General features: G+C 60.7%; 24 protein-coding genes and 2 tRNA genes. 23 read left to right on the top strand and 3 right to left on the bottom strand.

The features are described from left to right. The first annotated feature begins 43 nt into the window (after positions 1–43). Complete coding sequence (locus VFO29_07775; GenBank protein HET9393397.1) at positions 44–1,483, top strand: hypothetical protein; 1,440 nt, start codon at positions 44–46, stop codon at positions 1,481–1,483. On the opposite strand, the gene VFO29_07770 is transcribed toward VFO29_07775, so the two are convergent. After that, the gene (locus VFO29_07770; protein HET9393396.1) at positions 1,429–1,887 is read right to left on the bottom strand and encodes a GAF domain-containing protein; all 459 of its coding nucleotides are present in this window, start codon (positions 1,885–1,887) and stop codon (positions 1,429–1,431) included. The two genes, VFO29_07775 and VFO29_07770, sit on opposite strands and share 55 nt — an antisense overlap. A gap of 80 nt (positions 1,888–1,967) precedes the next feature. Here VFO29_07770 and VFO29_07765 point away from each other — a divergent pair. From VFO29_07765 to VFO29_07690, 16 genes are all read left to right on the top strand, one after another. Further along, a tRNA-Arg gene (locus VFO29_07765) sits at positions 1,968–2,041 on the top strand. Positions 2,042–2,142: 101 nt separating this feature from the next. Then, positions 2,143–2,307 (top strand): 50S ribosomal protein L33, encoded by a 165-nt coding sequence (gene rpmG, locus VFO29_07760; protein HET9393395.1) that lies wholly within the window; start codon positions 2,143–2,145, stop codon positions 2,305–2,307. A gap of 5 nt (positions 2,308–2,312) precedes the next feature. Then, positions 2,313–2,388: transfer RNA gene (locus VFO29_07755), tRNA-Trp, on the top strand. Between the two features lie 24 nt (positions 2,389–2,412). Then, the gene (gene secE / locus VFO29_07750; GenBank protein ID HET9393394.1) at positions 2,413–2,637 is read left to right on the top strand and encodes a preprotein translocase subunit SecE; all 225 of its coding nucleotides are present in this window, start codon (positions 2,413–2,415) and stop codon (positions 2,635–2,637) included. 209 nt (positions 2,638–2,846) lie between these two features. Beyond that, positions 2,847–3,362, top strand: coding sequence for a transcription termination/antitermination protein NusG (nusG, locus tag VFO29_07745; protein HET9393393.1), 516 nt, complete (start codon positions 2,847–2,849; stop codon positions 3,360–3,362). Beyond that, complete coding sequence (locus tag VFO29_07740; GenBank protein HET9393392.1) at positions 3,362–3,721, top strand: VOC family protein; 360 nt, start codon at positions 3,362–3,364, stop codon at positions 3,719–3,721. The genes nusG and VFO29_07740 overlap by 1 nt, the downstream gene beginning before the upstream one ends. 71 nt (positions 3,722–3,792) lie before the next feature. Further along, on the top strand, positions 3,793–4,218 hold the full coding sequence (rplK, locus tag VFO29_07735; GenBank protein HET9393391.1) for a 50S ribosomal protein L11: 426 nt from the start codon (positions 3,793–3,795) through the stop codon (positions 4,216–4,218). After that, positions 4,218–4,919, top strand: a complete 702-nt coding sequence (gene rplA, locus VFO29_07730; GenBank protein HET9393390.1) for a 50S ribosomal protein L1 — start codon at positions 4,218–4,220, stop codon at positions 4,917–4,919. The genes rplK and rplA overlap by 1 nt, the downstream gene beginning before the upstream one ends. 183 nt (positions 4,920–5,102) lie before the next feature. Further along, positions 5,103–5,633, top strand: a complete 531-nt coding sequence (rplJ, locus tag VFO29_07725; protein ID HET9393389.1) for a 50S ribosomal protein L10 — start codon at positions 5,103–5,105, stop codon at positions 5,631–5,633. 18 nt (positions 5,634–5,651) lie between these two features. Next, positions 5,652–6,026, top strand: a complete 375-nt coding sequence (gene rplL / locus VFO29_07720; protein HET9393388.1) for a 50S ribosomal protein L7/L12 — start codon at positions 5,652–5,654, stop codon at positions 6,024–6,026. Between the two features lie 70 nt (positions 6,027–6,096). Further along, the gene (locus VFO29_07715; GenBank protein HET9393387.1) at positions 6,097–6,543 is read left to right on the top strand and encodes a cupin domain-containing protein; all 447 of its coding nucleotides are present in this window, start codon (positions 6,097–6,099) and stop codon (positions 6,541–6,543) included. A gap of 3 nt (positions 6,544–6,546) precedes the next feature. Then, positions 6,547–7,383, top strand: a complete 837-nt coding sequence (locus tag VFO29_07710; protein HET9393386.1) for a cupin domain-containing protein — start codon at positions 6,547–6,549, stop codon at positions 7,381–7,383. Next, positions 7,384–7,893, top strand: coding sequence for a hypothetical protein (locus VFO29_07705; protein ID HET9393385.1), 510 nt, complete (start codon positions 7,384–7,386; stop codon positions 7,891–7,893). It begins immediately after the preceding gene. An 8-nt stretch (positions 7,894–7,901) separates the two neighbouring features. Further along, complete coding sequence (locus tag VFO29_07700) at positions 7,902–8,522, top strand: LemA family protein (protein HET9393384.1); 621 nt, start codon at positions 7,902–7,904, stop codon at positions 8,520–8,522. Then, positions 8,523–8,906: a TPM domain-containing protein gene (locus VFO29_07695; GenBank protein ID HET9393383.1), complete on the top strand. Its 384-nt coding sequence runs from the start codon at positions 8,523–8,525 to the stop codon at positions 8,904–8,906. It begins immediately after the preceding gene. Further along, entirely contained in the window at positions 8,903–9,631 is a 729-nt protein-coding gene (locus VFO29_07690) for a TPM domain-containing protein (GenBank protein ID HET9393382.1), read from the top strand. Before VFO29_07695 ends, VFO29_07690 begins: the two co-directional genes overlap by 4 nt. 2 nt (positions 9,632–9,633) lie before the next feature. Here the strand turns inward: VFO29_07690 and VFO29_07685 are convergent, their stop codons facing one another. Further along, the gene (locus VFO29_07685; GenBank protein ID HET9393381.1) at positions 9,634–10,563 is read right to left on the bottom strand and encodes a M48 family metalloprotease; all 930 of its coding nucleotides are present in this window, start codon (positions 10,561–10,563) and stop codon (positions 9,634–9,636) included. Between the two features lie 112 nt (positions 10,564–10,675). Here VFO29_07685 and VFO29_07680 point away from each other — a divergent pair, with 112 nt between their 5' ends. Beyond that, entirely contained in the window at positions 10,676–11,374 is a 699-nt protein-coding gene (locus tag VFO29_07680; protein ID HET9393380.1) for a hypothetical protein, read from the top strand. Positions 11,375–11,377: 3 nt separating this feature from the next. Here the strand turns inward: VFO29_07680 and VFO29_07675 are convergent, their stop codons facing one another. Beyond that, positions 11,378–13,483, bottom strand: coding sequence for a sodium-translocating pyrophosphatase (locus VFO29_07675; GenBank protein HET9393379.1), 2,106 nt, complete (start codon positions 13,481–13,483; stop codon positions 11,378–11,380). A gap of 169 nt (positions 13,484–13,652) precedes the next feature. On the opposite strand from VFO29_07675, the gene VFO29_07670 reads away from it, so the two are divergent. From VFO29_07670 to VFO29_07650, 5 genes are read left to right on the top strand one after another with little or no spacing between them, the layout of a single operon-like run. Continuing rightward, on the top strand, positions 13,653–13,886 hold the full coding sequence (locus VFO29_07670; GenBank protein HET9393378.1) for a type II toxin-antitoxin system prevent-host-death family antitoxin: 234 nt from the start codon (positions 13,653–13,655) through the stop codon (positions 13,884–13,886). Continuing rightward, on the top strand, positions 13,883–14,278 hold the full coding sequence (locus VFO29_07665) for a type II toxin-antitoxin system VapC family toxin (protein ID HET9393377.1): 396 nt from the start codon (positions 13,883–13,885) through the stop codon (positions 14,276–14,278). Before VFO29_07670 ends, VFO29_07665 begins: the two co-directional genes overlap by 4 nt. Positions 14,279–14,324: 46 nt before the next feature. Next, a complete protein-coding gene (locus VFO29_07660; protein ID HET9393376.1) occupies positions 14,325–15,512 on the top strand; it encodes an NAD(P)/FAD-dependent oxidoreductase in 1,188 nt (395 codons plus the stop codon). Beyond that, the gene (locus tag VFO29_07655; protein ID HET9393375.1) at positions 15,505–16,524 is read left to right on the top strand and encodes an ABC transporter permease; all 1,020 of its coding nucleotides are present in this window, start codon (positions 15,505–15,507) and stop codon (positions 16,522–16,524) included. The genes VFO29_07660 and VFO29_07655 overlap by 8 nt, the downstream gene beginning before the upstream one ends. Further along, a complete protein-coding gene (locus VFO29_07650) occupies positions 16,521–17,336 on the top strand; it encodes a FliA/WhiG family RNA polymerase sigma factor (GenBank protein HET9393374.1) in 816 nt (271 codons plus the stop codon). Before VFO29_07655 ends, VFO29_07650 begins: the two co-directional genes overlap by 4 nt. Positions 17,337–17,405 lie beyond the last annotated feature (69 nt).

The raw sequence follows: 17,405 nt of genomic DNA, 5'->3' as shown, positions 1-17,405 counted from the left end.
GCATGGCTAAGGTATTTCTGCCGGCCGCGCGAAAAAACGAAGGGTGGAATTCACGGTCGAGCTTATTGTTCCGCCGGATGCCGCTTTTGCGCCGCTCGTACAGAAAGTGACCGCCGACGCCTGTGAGCGCGCCGAGCTCGACGATACGCGGAAGAGAAACCTAACAACCGCCGTGTCCGACGGTTTTACCGCGATCGTCCGGCAAGCGATGGTCGAATCGCGCGAGCCTATGCGCGTCATCGCGCGCAATTCGGCGAGCGAGTTACGCGTGCAGATTCGCGAACGCGGACTGCCCCTTGATAAAACTACCGCGCAGCGCGACCCGATCTGGGAGCGCATCGCCGCCAAGGTTGACTCGGCGCATTGGCATGCTCGCGGCGCATCGGGAAGCGAGCTCGAACTTACCATAAGACATGGTCCTTGCGCGTCGGATGAAGCGCCGCCGGCGAATGAAGACGTCCCGCTCGCGCCCCCGCAAAAATACACCGTGCGCCGATTCGAACCGGGTGACGCCGCCGAAATCGCGCGCGCGTTTTATTTAACCTACGGCTACCACTACGATTTTCCGGCAGTGTACGAACCCCGCCGGCTGACTGCACTAAACGCGGCGGATCGCTATGTCTCCGTCGTTGCCGTCGGCGAGGACGGCGCGATCGCCGGACACTACGCGCTCTCGCGCGAGGAAGGCCAACCGATCGGCGACGGCTGCGGCGCCATCGTACTCCCAGCCCACCGCGGGCGCGACTTGCTCAACCTGTTGCGCGCAGGCATGGAAAACGAAGCGCGGCAGCTCGGATTGTCGGCGTATTTCTCGGAACCCGTGACGGATCACGGGCGCACCCAACATGCCAGCGAGAGTTTCGGCGCAAAGGCAACAGCTATTACACTGGGCTGCGCGCCGCAAAGTTTTCTCGCCAAGCACATGGAGCTCTCCGCGACCGCGCAGCGGCAAAGCACGATGCTGTACTTTAAGCTGCTAAAACCCGCGGAGCCGCGCAGCGTGTATGCACCGGAGGAACACGCCGCAATCCTAAAGCGGATCTACGCAAGTCTCGAGATTCCCGCGGACTTTCGCGACGGCGAGAAGGCCATGGGCAGCGGGACCATGCGCACGACCGTAAATCGGGCCGACGCAATTGCGACAATAGACGTACTGAAGGTCGGCGCGGATAGCGCCGCGGCCTTACGGCAAGCGATCGAGGACTTGCGCAAACTCGCGCACCTCGGCGCGATCTATCTGCGCCTGCCGCTCGACGATCCCGCGATGCCGGAGCTCTGCAACGTCGCCGAATCATGCGGACTGTTTTTCTCCGGCGCCGGACCCTGGATGCTGGACGGCAGAGACGCGCTGATTCTGCAGCTGCCGCTCACGAAGATCGATCTCTCGGCGTTAACCGTCGTCGGCGACTTCGGAAAGGAACTGCTCGCTTATATCGAGGTAGTGTCCAAGAAGCACGCGACGAGCCGTTCGATTCCCGCTTGATCCGCCGGTTGAAACCGCGCTAGCTCCGGGCTGTCGAGATCGAAGACGCCGCGCGCGACGCCGTTGACGATTAGTGGCACGACCATCTCCGAGCGCGAGGCCGAATCGCAGTAAATGTGATCCGCGATGGCGCTTACGTCATCCACGACGACCGTTCGCAGCTCGCTGAAGGCGCGATTGCAGACGCCCTGCCCTTTCGGAAGCCGCGTGCACGCCGGTTTGCCCCCGAAGGGTCCCAGCACCAAACCGTCGCTTGCCGGCAAGTAGAAGCCCGCCCAGTTGATGCCCGGCAGCTCCGTGTACACGAAGGCCGAGAAATTGGAGGCATTTGCGATAAAGTCGCGCTCGTCTTCGAGTAGTCCGCGGACTTGCCGCTCGAGCAGGTCGTAATCGATGGTTTGCACGAGCGCCTCTTTTGGCGGCGCCGGGCCAAGCCCTCGGCCCACAGGGCCGCGTGGAGGCCGGGGGTAAGGAAGCGGCCTGCGCGCCCGTAGCTCAATTGGATAGAGCAAGGCACTCCTAAGGCCGAGGTTGGCGGTTCAATTCCGTCCGGGCGCACGGATTTGCACGGGCCCCCCACGGGTGCTATAATCAGGCCCTGAACGGACCTGCGGGTCCGTTTATTTAGTGTCGGCTCCTTGGCGCTCGAGGCTTAAAACGTGGCAAAAAAAGAGAATCGTGTGATGGTTGTGATGGCGTGCACGGAGTGCAAACGCCGCAACTACAACACGTTCAAAAACAAACAGAAAACTACTGAACGGCTTGAGTTGAGCAAATACTGCCGTTTTTGCCGCTGCCACCGGGCGCACAAAGAGACGAAGTAGCCCATAGGGCGGTAGCTCAATTGGTAGAGTTGCGGTCTCCAAAACCGTCGGTTGCAGGTTCGAGTCCTGTCCGCCCTGCCAATGCTTTCTTGAAAGACCTAGCAGATGAGTAAAGTACCGGCACCCACTTCCGGCAATCGGCCGAATCCGCGCGAATTCGTTCGCGGCGTTTGGCTCGAGCTGCGCCGGGTGACGTGGCCGACGCGGGAAGAGTGGATCTCCGCCACCGTGCTGACGGTCGTGCTGGTCATTGCCGTCGGATTGTACACGTACTCTTGCGATTGGATTTTTGCCCTCATCTTTAGTTGGGTCCACCCGGTGGCGTCATGATGGAGTTTCCTACGCACGAATCAGAAGCCGAAGCACTTTCAGAAGCTGCAGGCGTTCTCGACACGCCCGAACAGGCAGCCGAAGCATACGAAGACGCGCAAGGTGAGGGCGGCGAAAACGTCGCGCTCGACGCGCCCGTTGAGGAAGCACCAAGCAGCGAAGCGCCGGACGGCCAGCCGAAAGCCAAGGACGGGAAACGCCGCTGGTTTGTGATTCACACGTATTCGGGTTACGAGAACAAGGTCAAGGCCAATCTCGAACGCCGCATCCACTCGATGGCGATGCAGGACAAAATTTTCCGCGTGCTGGTTCCGATGGAAGACGAAGTCGAGTTCAAAGACGGCAAGCGCAAGATCACGCCAAAAAAAGTTTTTCCCGGTTATGTGCTGGTTGAAATGGACATGGATGACCAGTCATGGTACGTCGTCCGCAACACCTCAGGCGTAACGGGCTTCGTCGGCAGTCCCGGCGCGGGCGAAAAACCTGTGCCGCTGCAAGATAAAGAAGTCAAAACGATCCTCAAGCAGATGGGCATCGAAACGCCCAAACTGAAGATCGATTTCAAGAAGGGCGATCGCGTCAAGGTGACGTCGGGACCGTTCTTCGACTTCACCGGCCTTATCGACGAGATTCAGCCGGAGAAGGAAAAAGTGCGCGCGCTCATCTCGATCTTCGGCCGCGAAACGCCGGTCGAACTCGAGTTCTATCAGATCGAGAAAGTCTGATGAAGCCTTACGTTGGAACGGTTTCGATCAAGGTCAAAGATCTGGACCGCGCCAAGGCGTTTTTTATAGACAACTTCGGCTGGGTTTGCACCGCCGACGTAACGAACGGCGATTACCGCTGGGTAAGCGTCGCTCCCAGTGAAAGCGGCCAAACGAGCATCCATCTGTCGAAAGATGACGGTGCCGGCGAATCGACCAACGTGATGATCGAATGCGACGACGTCGTGAAAACGGCCGAAACGCTCAAAGCCAAAGGCGCGGAGATTACGCAAGCGCCGATCGTGGAAGCTTGGGGCGGTGCGGCTGCGTTCAAGGATTCTGAGGGCAACGAGTTCCGGCTGCACCACGCCGCCAAGTAGAAGCTTTCTCTCGCGAGCGACCCCGGCGCGAGAGTCATTGAGGGGCAGACTACTAAAAAGTCGAGGAGAACATGGCAAAAAAAGTTGTAGGCAAAATCGGCCTGCAAATTCCGGCCGGCAAGGCCACCCCGGCGCCGCCCATCGGGCCCGCGCTCGGTCCGTACAGTTTGAACATCATGGACTTCTGCAAGCAGTACAACGAACGTACCGCCTCGCAGTCGGGCATGATCATTCCAGTCGAGATCACCGTCTACGAAGATCGAACGTTCACGTTCATCACGAAGACGCCGCCCGCGTCATTCCTCATCAAGCAAGCCGCCAAGATCGAGTCGGGATCGAAAGAACCGAATCGCGATAAAGTCGGCAAGCTGACGCAATCGCAAGTCGAAGAGATCGCCAAGGTGAAGATGCCGGATCTCAACGCCAACGACATCGAGATGGCCAAGCGGATCATCGCCGGAACGGCGCGTTCGATGGGCGTGGAGGTGGAGAGCTAATGCGTACGCACGGTAAACGTTTCCGCAACCTCGTTCAGGCGTTTAATCCCGAGGAATCCTTCGATCCGGCTGCGGCGGTCGCGCTCGTGAAGAAGAACGCGAACGCAAAGTTCGACGAGACGATCGAGGCGCACATCCGCCTTGGCGTCGACCCCAAGAAGAGCGAACAGAACGTGCGCGGCACGGTTTTGCTTCCGCACGGCACGGGACGCAACGTGCGCGTCGTCGCGTTCGCCAAGGGCGACAAAGCCAAGGAGGCCGAAGCCGCCGGCGCGGATTTCGTCGGCGAACAGGATCTGATCGATAAAATAAAAGGCGGATTTGCGGACTTCGACGTGGCCGTGGCCACGCCGGACATGATGGGTCCGGTCGGTTCGCAACTCGGCCGTATCCTGGCGCAGAAGATGCCCAATCCAAAAGCCGGTACGGTGTCGCCGAACATCGGCGCGGCCGTGCGCGACATCAAGGCGGGTAAGGTCGAGTACCGGTTGGACAAAACGTCGATCGTTCACACGATCGTGGGCAAAGCGAGCTTCGGTGAGGAGCAACTGGCCGAGAACGTCGCGACGCTGCTCGACGCGATTATTCGCGCCAAGCCGGCTGCCTCGAAGGGCACCTATCTGCGCAGCATCACGCTGACCAGCACGATGGGGCCCGGCGTCAAAGTCGACCCGAATAAGGTCCGCACGACGCACGCCTAGAGGGAACCCTTGCGTCCGGAGCCGTCGTCTGGTATGATGGCCGACGGCTCCGAAGACCGCAGCTGGGTCCGCCCTTAATTCGCTGTGTAGGACGCACTCGAGACTCGCATCGCGCGGCGCGTGATGGATTTTAGGTGGCGCCCTCCGGACGGATGGAGCGCCATTTCTGTTTTTTGAGGACCGATGCCGACAGCGAAAAAAGAAGCGAAGATTGCCGAACTGCAGAGGAAGCTCTCCGGTTCGACCAACTTGTTCCTCACCGACTACACGGGCCTGACCGTCGAGCAGATCACGCGTCTGCGCGGCGAGCTGCGCAAGGACGGCAGCACGTACGCCGTCGTGAAGAACTCGCTGTTCTCGATCGCCGCCGCCGATCTCGCCAAGCAACTCGAGCAGTTTCTGGCCGGACCGACCGGCGTCGTGTTTGCGGGTAGCGACCCAGTCGCGCCGGCGAAAGCGCTCAAACATTTTTCAGACGACGTCAAGACCGTCAGCATCAAGGCCGCTTACATCGAAGGCCGCATCGTCGATGCCAAAGAGGTCATGGTGCTCGCCTCGCTGCCTTCGAAACAGGAACTGGTTGCGAGACTCGTCGGTTCTCTCGCCTCGCCTCTGCGCGGTTTGGTAACCGTACTTTCAGGAAATCAGAGCGGACTCGTCCGCGTGCTCAATGCTATCCGCGAGCAAAAAGCCGCCGCGGGTTCGAACGCTTAAAGGAGACTCACAGGTATCATGGCAGTTGCCGAAATCATCGAAACTATCGATAAACTCACCGTGCTCGAGCTCGCGGATCTTGTAAAACAGCTCGAAGAGAAGTATGGCGTGTCGGCTGCAGCTCCGGTCGCAATGGTTGCGGCAGGCGGCGCGGGCGCCGCGGCTGCTCCTGCTGCGGAGAAGACGGAATTCGACGTCATTCTTTCCGAGGCCGGACCGGAAAAGATCAAAGTCATCAAAGCCGTGCGCGAGCTCACGAGCCTCGGGCTGACGGAAGCCAAAACGTTTGTCGAAAGCGCGCCCAAACCGGTGAAGGAAGGCGTGACCAAAGACGAAGCCGAGGCCGTCAAGAAGAAGCTCGAAGAGGCCGGCGCCAAAGTCGAAATCAAGTAGGGGCCTGCAAAGCCAAGAGAAAAGGGGAGCGTTAAGCGCTCCCCTTCTTTATTTCTGAAAGGGTCGTTTTATGCGTAAATACTTCCCCGTCGCGCTCGCCGCTCTATTCACCGCAGTGCTGGCGGGCTTTGCTTTAGCGGCATCCATGACGCCGACGGTCGTTGTGTCCGGTCAGGAGCATTGGACCGCCGGAAGCGGTATGCTGAAAGGCGTGCAAGTCGCCGTGTTGGCGGGCAATCCGAGCAAGAGCGGGCTGTACATCGTTCGCCTCAAGCTGCCCGCGGGCACCGTCTTCCCGGTGCATTACCATAACGAGACCGAAGATGTCAGCGTCGTATCCGGAACGCTTTGGGTCGGAGTTGGCGATAAGGTGAATGCAGCTGCAACGAGACCGTTGACGGCGGGATCGTTTGTGCAAATTCCCGCCAAACTGCATCATTACGCGATAACGAAAACGGTAACCGTGATCGACCGCATCGGCATGGGCCCAGCCTCGATGATCGCGGTCAAAACTTAACCTATGCGCGCTGCTGCGGCACAACTGTTCGCTATCGTCTTTGCCGCTGCAGCAACCGGCTTCGCTTTGGCGTCCAACGGTCCGGCGATCGTCATTTCCGGCCAGGAGCGCTGGATTGCCGGAACGGGCCTCATGAAAGGGACGCAAGTAGCCGCGCTGGCAGGTAACCTCACACAGCCCGGCCTCTTCATCCTCCGTATGAAGATGCCGGCGGGAACAAAATACGGCCCGCACTACCACTACGATACCGAGAACCTGACCGTCATTTCCGGAACGTTGTGGGTCGGCGTCGGCAACAACATTGACAAGTCAACGATGACCGCGCTTCCGGCCGGCTCATTCGTACAAGTTCCCGCCGGACTTCATCATTATGTGACGACAAATGCGATGACGGTTATTGACGTCACCGCCGTTGGTCCGCAGAAAATGATCTTAGTCGGGAAACCTGGAGGGTCAGTGTCGGCCTCGGCGGCTCCGAAGATCGTCATGTCCGGCCACGAGCATTGGACAGCCGGGACAGGCGTGATGAAAGGCAACCAAGTCGCTGTGCTCGCGGGTAATCCCGCCAAACCAGGGCTCTTCATCGTGCGTGTGAAGTTGCCGGCCGGAACCGTGTTCCGTCCGCATTATCACATCCAGACCGAAGATCTGACGGTCGTTTCGGGGACGCTGTGGTCCGGCCTCGGCGACAGAGTGAACGCAGCGAACATGACGGCGCTTCCGGCAGGTTCGTTCATGTCGATCCCGGCAATGCTTCACCATTATGTGATGGCCAAAGGGCCCACGGTCATCGAACTTACCGCAATGGGTCCGCTCTCAGTTATTGAGGTCAAACCTTAGATGCATACCGCCGCGCAACAGCCTCCGGTTTATCCAATGCTCATCGCGTACGTCCTTATCGCGGCGTTCGTTCTCTTTCGCTACTCGCGGCCGATGAAGATGAGCCTCACGCGCTTATTCGTTGCTCCCTTCGTGTTTGTGGCCATAACCGCATTCGCGATCTGGGGCGGTCAGCAGACCCACCCCGCATCTGCTTTATCGGTGACGGCGGCGGTCGTCATCGGCATCGCTTTCGGCGTGCCGCTAGGGCTCGTTATGTCGGCTCACCGGGTCGTGCGGCGAACCGAAAAACCACACGTCATGTACGTCGATCCGTCTTGGCTCACCGCCGCAATCTGGGTGGGCGCGCTGGTCCTGCGGGCAGGCATCCGCATGATGCTGCCGCTGAGCGCGCTCGGCACGATGGTCGGCGATGGCTTGCTACTCTTTGGTATTTCCGCAGTAGTTACGTCGTACTTTGTGCTCTACCGTAAGTTCCGCGCGCTCGATGAAGCGCCGCAGCCCGCATAGGAGAAAACATGGGACAAGTTCAGGAACGCCCCCGTTCCTACGGCATCTGGATCGTGCTGGCGATCGTCGTTATCATCGCCATCGCCATCGGCGCGACCTATAACAGTTTGGTGACACTCGACCAGGCGGTTCAGGCGCAGTGGGCGCAAGTTGAAAACCAGTATCAGCGCCGCGCCGACCTCGTGCCCAACTTGGTGGCTACGGTCAAGGGCGTTGCGAACTTCGAGAAAAGCACCTACATCGCCGTTACGCAAGCTCGCGCGAGCGTCGGGCAGCTCTCGCCGCAAGTGATTCAGAACGCGGCCAACGATCCCAATGCGATGGCGCAGTTCCAAAAGGCGCAGAATAATCTTGGTTCGGCGCTTTCGCGGCTGCTGGTGACGGTGGAGAATTACCCCGATCTGAAAGCGAACGAGAATTTCCTGACCTTGCAGTCGCAGCTCGAAGGAACCGAAAACCGAATCTCAGTCGAGCGGCGCCGCTACAACGAATTGGCGCAGGAGTTTAACACCAAGCGCAACACATTCCCGACCGCCATGATCGCGGGCATCTTTGGATCGCGCTTCGCCAGCAAGGCATACTTCCAAGCCCAGCCGGGATCCCAGACTGCGCCCAAAGTCACGTTCTAAATGAAAGAGATCGACGGCGATCGCATCCGGGCGGCGATTGACGCGGCGGAGCAAGGTACGACGGGACGCGTCGCGGTCCGGATAGTTCCGCACGACACTCCCGACGCGCTGGAATCCGCGCGCGAGCATTTACACCAAGCCGACCTGCACCGTCACACGCACCGCAACGCCGTGATCTTCCTGGTGGCGCCGAAGTCGCGACGCTTTGCCGTATATGGCGACGATGCTATCCACAAGCGTGTCGGGGACGCGTTCTGGGAAGAGCTCGTCGCCGGCATGACGCCCCATTTTAAGCAAGGCGACATGACCGCCGCACTGGTGCACGGCATCAAACGTGTCGGCGACCAATTCCAGGCACATTTTCCGAAGGAGAACGCGCGATGATTGCCGCCGTCGTGCTGGCCGCCGCGCTCACCGCTCCGCCGCGCCCCACCGAGTATGTCACCGATAACGCCGGCGCGCTCTCGTCGTCGACAGTCCAGAAACTCGACACTGAACTCAATCATTACGAGGACGTTACCGGCCATCGCGTGATCGTGTGGATCGGTCAGACGACCGGTGATGTTCCGCTTGAAAACTGGACCGTAAACGCTTCCCAAACGTGGAAGATCGGCCGCAAGGGCAAGGACGACGGCGCTGTCCTGTTCCTGTTCATGCAGGATCGCAAGATCAGAATTGAAGTCGGCTACGGCTTGGAAGGCTCGTTAACCGACGCCGACTCCAGCCGCATCATCAACGAAACGATCCGTCCGGCGATGCGCGCCGGCAATCCGGACGCTGCGGTGCAGGCCGGCGTCGACCGCATGCTCCTCACGATTACGCCGTCGTTCAAAGATCAAATCGGTCATCCGGTGGCGACGCCGGCTACGAGCAGCGATGAGACGCGCAGCATCGTCGGCTCGCTGATCATCTTTCTCTTTATCTTCGGGTTATTGATCTTTCTGGCGCGAGTACGAGCGGGTAAACGCCCGCGCGGCAGCTCGGGCCTGTGGTTCCTGGGAACCGGCATCGGCAGTGGGAGCAGCGGGGGCGGCGGTTTCGGTGGCGGTCTAGGCGGCGGCGGATTCGGCGGAGGCTTTGGCGGGGGCGGCGCTTCCGGCGGCTGGTAGCGCTAGCAGAATTTCCAGCCGGCCGGGCACTTAGATTTCTTCGTCGCGCTCACCGGAGTGATGTGCGTTATGCCCGAGCGCGTAGCCGTAACGGATGAGCCGGTCTGCCTGCGCGGGATTCCGCAACCGCCCTTGTATTGATCGTATAGACCGCTGTAGCTCAGCGGCGTGCCGCACGCGATCTGCGGGTTAAACTTTGAGAACGTCCCAGGGTCTCTGGCGAATTCGTCCTGCAGCGCCCCAATGCGGTGCGCATCGCTGGGATGATCGGAGATGATCTCAGGCGGGTTCGACACATTCATGTTCTGAAACGCCTGCATGAGCCAAATCAAGCCATAGGGCGTCAGCCCGGCTTGGGCGCACGTGATTGCGCCTTTCTGATCGGCTGCCTCCTCGACTTGGCGCGAGAAATGCGTCGCTTCGAGGTTAGCGGCTAAATTAATGACGGTGTTTGCGATTCCGTTGGCGCCGCGGCCCAAGAGCAGTTCGGCGATGGTGCCATAGAGGCTCAGGCGCTGATCTTTTTGATAGAGATTCAAGACGTCATGATGGATGTCGTGCGACGTTTCGTGGCACAGAACGCCCGCCAGCTCTTCCTTGTTCTTGACGAACCGCATCATCGCGGTGGTGACGTAGACGTTGCCGCCCGGGACTGCGAACGCGTTCGGCGAGGTTTCGTTGACGATAATAAAATGAAATGGCGTGAAGTACTGCTGGTCGGCAACGCGCTTGATACGGTTGGCGATTGGCGTGAGGACGGCGTAATACGGCGAGTTCGTGACGATCTCGCCCTTCTGTTGGAGCTGCTGGTAGACTTGCTGGCCGATTTGGAGTTCGGTCTGCTGGTCTTGCGCCGTGTCCGCTACGGCGGGTGCGAAACAGGCCAATGCCAGAGCCGCCGCCGTGACCGCTCCGAAGAATCGCTTCATCATTCTCATCCTCATGTCGATAAAACGTACGTACCCTTAGAGCCGTTCGTCCCAGCTAGCCGGCGCTTGCTTGCGGCTACTAAGCGTGGTGCTTAAGAGGGCCGATGGATTGATCGTGAGCGCTGCGAAAGACGAACGCCTCCTCGATCGGGCGTGGGAGCGGCTCCGTGAGTACAAAGTCGAAAAGCCGCTTTCCGAGTTTCTGCAGCGTTTTCCGCATGCCACCAAGGCTTATTTAGTCGGCGGCTTTTTGCGCGATCTGCTGCGAGCGGAGACCACCGGCGTTGCGACGCGCCCGAAAGATATCGATCTCATTATCGATACAAAAGACCTGGAAGCGATTCTCAAAGCTTCTCCCGGCTATCTTTCCGGAACTCCCCTGGGCGGGTATCGCTGGAAGCCGAGAGGGACGACTTTTTGGCTGGATATTTGGCAGTTGCACGACACCGTATGGATCAAAGAGCTACGGCTTCCCGTGACGATCGAATCGTTCTTGGACGGCGTCGACTTGAACATCGACCGCGTCGCTCTCGAGCTGCATACGGGCGAATTCTTTAACGGCAAATGCCGCGAAGCGCTATCCGGCCGAATGATTGAGATCGACTCGCGCGTTCGCATAAAAGAGTTGATGTACGACGAGTTCGCGCGAGCGCTGATGGCAAGCTACAAGACGGGGTTCAGCTTGACGGAAAGTCTTTCTAAGCGCATCTACAGTGCGGATCCGGCCCAGCTGCGGCGCAGGGCCGTCGAGCGGCTTCGCGCGGATGACTATGCCGATGAGGATATACGAGCTGCCCTAAGGCAGCTCGCTTAACGGCTAGTGAATGAGAAATGCTACCAATAGCAGAGCGACGATGTTGAGCACCTTGATCATCGGGTTGATCGCGGGGCCGGCCGTGTCTTTATAGGGGTCGCCCACGGTGTCGCCCGTCACGGCAGCTTTGTGCGCCTCGGAGCCTTTGCCGCCGAGGTGCCCGTCCTCGATGTATTTCTTGGCGTTGTCCCACGCGCCGCCGCCGCTGGTCATGGCAATCGCCAGGTACAGCCCGGTGACGATCGCACCGACGAGCACGCCGCCCATTACTTGGGCCGCGCTGATTCCGCGGAAGACGCCGAGTACGCCGAGGATCACGATCACCACCGGAACGCCCACGGGAATGAGCGACGGCACGACCATCTCTTTGAGCGCCGCGCGCGTGACGATGTCGACAGTCTTGGCGTAGTCGGGCCGCGACGTGCCGGCCATGATGCCCGGATTCTCGCGGAACTGGCGGCGTACGTCTTCGACGACGGAACCCGCGGCGCGGCCGACCGCTTCCATTGAAAGCGAAGAGAAATAGAACGGCAGCAATCCGCCGATCAGCAGCCCCGCAAGCACGTACGGCGACTCGATGCTGAACAAACCGGCGCCGGCCACGCAGCCGGCGTGCGCCGCGCACTTGGCGCTGAGCTCTTGCGAAAACGACGCAAAGAGAACGATCGCCGCCAAACCGGCCGATCCGATCGCATACCCTTTTGTAACCGCTTTGGTCGTGTTGCCGACGGCGTCGAGCGGATCCGTCACGCCGCGCACTTCGGCCGGCAAGTCCGCCATCTCGGCGATGCCGCCCGCGTTGTCCGTAATCGGTCCGAACGAATCGATCGCGACGATGATGCCGGCCATCGAAAGCATCGCCATGACCGCGATGCCGACGCCGTACAGTCCGACGAGCGCGTACGAGGACAAAATACCGATGACGATCACTAACCCCGGCAGCGCGGTCGCCTGCATCGAAACGGCGAGCCCGGCGATGATGTTGGTGGCGTGTCCCGTCACCGAAGCGTTGGCGATGCGGCGCACCGGTCCAAACTGCGTGCCGGTGTAGTACTCGGTAATCCACGTGATGAGTCCGGTCACGGCCAAACCGATGATCGCGCACGCCCAAATGTTTATCGGCGCAACGTGGCGCGCTAACGCGCCGGTGCCGACCGTAATGCCGGCGGGGCCGAATTCACGATTCGTAATGAAGTAAAAGACGATCGCCGACAATATGCCTGCGACGCCCAGTCCGGCGTAGAGCGCATTCATGATCCGCGCGCGATCGACTTTGCCGATCCCCACGAAGAACGTGCCGACGATTGAGGCAACGATCGAGATCGCGCCGATGACGATCGGGAACGTCGTTGCGCCGGGGACGTTGCCGAGCAGCAGATTGCCGAGCAGCATTGCGGCGACCGTCGTAACGACATACGTTTCAAAAAGGTCCGCAGCCATGCCGGCGCAGTCACCGACGTTGTCGCCCACGTTGTCCGCAATCACCGCCGGGTTGCGCGGATCGTCTTCAGGGATGCCGGCTTCAACTTTGCCGACCAAATCGGCGCCGACGTCGGCGGCCTTGGTGTAGATACCGCCGCCCAGACGCGCAAAGACGGAGATCAGCGAACAGCCGAACGCCAAGCCGACCATCGCGGCGAGCGATTGCGCTTCGTCGCCATGGTTGACCGTAAGTAATATCCAGTAATAGCCTGCGACGGCGAGGATGCCTAGACCGACGACGAGCAGCCCGGTTACGGCGCCGCCGCGAAACGCAACCGCCAGCGCCGGCGCTATTCCGCCGCGCGCAGCTTCGGCGGTGCGGACGTTCGCGCGCACCGAGACCATCATGCCGATGAAGCCGGCAGCTCCCGACAGAACCGCGCCGATCAAAAACCCGACGGCCGGCTGCCATTTCAGTCCGATAAAGATGACGATGAAGAGCACAACCGCGACGCCGCCTATCGTTATATATTGGCGGCGCAGGAAGGCCATGGCGCCTTCCTGGATGGCGCCGGCGATCTCTTGCATGCGGGCGTTGCCCGGCGAACGCCCCAGGACCCAGCTTATAAGGATGATCCCGTAGAGGATGGCGAGCACACCCGCGCCCAGTCCCAGGTAGATTGCCATTGAAGAGCTGATCCCGCTTACTGAATGCATAGGGGCCGCGAATTAGCCACAGCGTCCCTCTTGTCATCCTGAGCGGCGCTCGCAAAGCGAGCGCGCAGTCGAAGGGCGCCCGAGCGAAGTCGAGGACTTAAGCATTGACTAACTAACCTTAGTCCACTAAACTAAGGCCATGAAACGGGCGAACATTCACGATGCGAAGACGCGTTTTTCGGCGTTGATTCATGATGTCGAACGCGGCGAAGAAGTGGTCATCGCAAAAGCCGGCGTGCCGGTCGCGCGGCTGGTTCCAATCGAGCGGACTGGGAAGAAACGCGAACTTGGCTACGACAAGGGGCTGCCGTTTCGCCTCGCGGCTGACTTCGATACGTTTGTGCCCGACGAGTTCAGCGAATACGTCGAATGAAGTTGCTGCTCGACACCCACGTCTGGCTATGGATGGGGCTCGCGCCCGAACGCCTTGGGCGCAAGACGCGCACGTTGCTCGAGGACGCGGAGAACGATCTCGCGCTTTCGGTCGCGAGCGCGTGGGAGATCGTCTTAAAAAATCGACGCGGCAAGCTCGATCTGCCGATGGAGGCTCCTGAATATATTCGGACGCGCTTGAGGCGGTCGGGCGCCACTATGCTCGCGATAGCGCTCGATCACGTCCTGGCCTTGGCCTCGCTCGACGAACGTCACCGCGATCCGTTCGATCGTATTCTCGTTGCGCAGGCGCTCTCGGAGAGCCGGTCGCTCGTCACCGCCGATCCACGCCTGCTCGACTATCCGATCCTCACCTTCGACGCACGGACTTAAGCGGGGGAACGGGCGCGCGGCCAGGCGTGCCGAAACGACTACGATCATGGAGCAAGCCGAGTTCGTCGTTGTCGGCTGTGGGCCGGCGGGCGGCGTGGCGGCACGCGAAGCGGCGCGGGCCGGCATCCGCACTGTCGTTCTGGAAAAGGACAGCACCGTCGGCGCCAAGCGCGTTTGCGCCGCCGGATTGCGCCCGGGTTTTTGCGAGGAGTTCGATCTGCCGCGGGCGATCGTGCATTGCGATACACCGCGCCTCGCGCTTTTCGATACGGCCGGCCGGGAGTACGGTCTCGCAATTCGCCCTGGGCACACCACAACACGCGAGGAACTCGATGGAACGATCGGCCAGCTAGCCGCGCAAGAAGGGGCCGACGTTCGAACGTCCGCGCTCTTTCGCGGATTGCGCCGCGAAAACGATCGCACGCTCGTCGAGTATGCCGATCTGCGAGCCGGCGCGCATAAGACGATCGCCGCGCGCAACGTCTTTCTCGCGCAAGGGTCGACGGCCAAGCTCGAGACGAGCGAATTTGCGTACGAGGGCTGGCAAGACGGGCTCGTCACCACGCTGCAGTACCGCGTCTATCTGGACCGGCCAGCGGCCGCGATCGCGTATCAAACGCTCGAGATGCATTACTTTGCGACGCGCGACGGACGCATGACGGTGGCGTGGATGTTTCCCAAACGCGATCATCTCGCGATCGGACTGGGCATAATGGGGAAGATGCCCGGCGCGCAGCTGCGCGAAGAGCTGGACATCTTTACCGAACGCGTTCGCTCGCGACTCTATCCGGCGGCGCAATTCGCGACCAAGCTCGAAGGGCATCTGTTGTACGGCGCGCTGCCGCGGCCCGCGATTGCGGCGCCCGGTGCGATGGTCGGTGGCACGGCAGCCGGGCTGGTGGACGCAACCAACGGCGAAGGCATTTACGAAGCGGCAATGAGCGGCCGGTATGCGGCTCAGGCCGTGACAGAGTCGCGCGCCCGTCCGGAACGAGCGTATGCGCGGTACGGCTCGGCGCTGAAGAAACGGTTCTACAAGCGGTTGCAGCATCGCGCGGAGCTCATGCGTTTCTTGGAACGCAAGCCTTCGCGCTACGCCGTGCTGTTCGATCAACTCGCAAAATCGTCGCGGTTCGTGGACATTCTGCAGCGCGAGGATCGCGAGCGGACGCCTTTCGAACGGCTCTTTCTCTACGGCCAAGCGCTGCGTTTCGCGGCCCGTTCCATTGGCTAGATTCGTCGCACTGCGGCTTATCCGCTTGGTGCTCGTGCTGGTCGCGATTACGATCGTCAGCTTCGGATTCATGAAATTGATTCCGGGCGACCCGGTTGCGATTCGGCTAGGCGAGCATGCGTCCGCCGCGCAAGCCGCTGCGCTACGCGCGTCGCTCGGCTTGGACAAACCGTGGTACGTGCAGCTCGGACTGTACCTGGATCACGCGGCGCACGGCGATCTCGGCCGTTCGATAGTCGATAACGACAGCGTTTCCGGCAAACTGGCGCAGTATTTTCCGGCCACAGTCGAGCTGGCGCTGGCTGCCATGATCGTGGCGATCGCCTTCGGCGTGCCGCTGGGGATCATCGCGGCTGTAAAATTCCGGTCATTGACGGACGCCTTCACGATGAGCCTGGCGCTGCTGGGCGTTTCGATTCCCGTCTTTTGGCTGGGCTGGATGCTTGTGTACCTGCTCTCGGTGGTACCATCGTATTACGGGCTCAATCTCTTTCCGATATCGGGGCGCATTTCGTTGCAGTATACCGTTACGCCGATCACGCATCTGATCGTTCTGGACGCGCTTCTGGAAGGCAACTGGCAAGCTGCCGGCGATGCGCTCTGGCACTTGGTGCTGCCCGCGCTGACGCTCGGAACGATACCGCTGGCGATTGTCGCGAAGATCACGCGCAGCGGCATGCTCGACGTCTTGCGCAGCGATTACATCCGCACGGCGCGCGCAAAAGGCCTGAGCGAACGCACCGTGCTCTTGCATCACGCGCTGCGGAACGCGCTCGTGCCGATTCTGACCGTCATCGGTCTGCAGACCGGGCTGCTGCTCGGCGGCGCGGTGCTGACCGAACACATCTTTGCGTGGCCCGGCGTCGGGCGGCTGGCGTTCGACGCCATCAGCAATCGCGACATGCCGCTGGTCAACGGCGTCATCTTGCTTTTCGCGACCGTGTTCGTGGTCGTCAACACGATCGTCGATCTGCTCTACGCAGCGGTTAATCCGCGAATCAGGTACACGTGAATCCGCGCGGCACCTCGCGCCGCTACGTCATCAACGGCGTCGAATGTACGCGTGAAGAAGTCATCCACAAGTATTTGCACATCGTCAAATACGTGGCCGGAAAGATTTCGGTCGGCCTGCCGCCCAACGTCGACCTGAACGACCTCATCAACGACGGGATCGTCGGACTCATCGACGCGATAGAGAAATACGATGATTCGCGCGGCGTGAAATTCGAGACGTACGCGATAACGCGGATCAACGGCGCGATCATCGATGCGCTGCGTGCCCTTGACTGGGTGCCGCGTGCCGTGCGTCAGCGCGCCCGCGAGTTGGAACGAGTCCATCAGGAGCTCGAGACGAAGCTCGGGCGCATTCCAACCGACCTCGAGGTAGCGCAGCGGCTCGGCATGCCGATGGACGAGTACAATGCGCTGCTGCAGCGCGTGCGCGGCACGTCGCTGCTGTCGCTCGAGGATCCGCTGCCGAGCGACAAAGGCTACCGCATTCCGCTGGCCGACACGTTGCGCGACGCGGAAGTGGATATCACCGCGCCCGTGGAGCAGCGCGAGCTCCGCCGCGCGTTGATCGAAGCGGTAGAAGAACTTCCGCCGCAAGAACGCACCGTTATCGCGCTCTACTATTTCGAAGGCAAAGCGCTCAAGGACATCAAGGAGCGTCTCGACGTCTCCGAGTCACGGGTTTCCCAGATCCACGCGCAGGCGGTGATTCATCTGCGAGCGCTGCTGCGCGAGCTCCAAGCGGACTTGGGCTACCGGGCCGGCGACCCGACGATGAAGCAGAAATACGTCCGCAAAGACCCCCCGGCCTGATCCCTGGCAATGGAGAGTTCGTTCCCCGGTGTCATCCTGAGACTGTCGAAGGACCCCCGAGTAGGGCGC

The sequence above is a fragment of the Candidatus Rubrimentiphilum sp. genome, assembly GCA_035710515.1.
GTDB lineage: Bacteria > Vulcanimicrobiota > Vulcanimicrobiia > Vulcanimicrobiales > Vulcanimicrobiaceae > Rubrimentiphilum.
The sequence above is the reverse complement of the archived record's forward strand: the minus strand, read 5'-3'. Positions and strand labels throughout refer to the sequence as shown.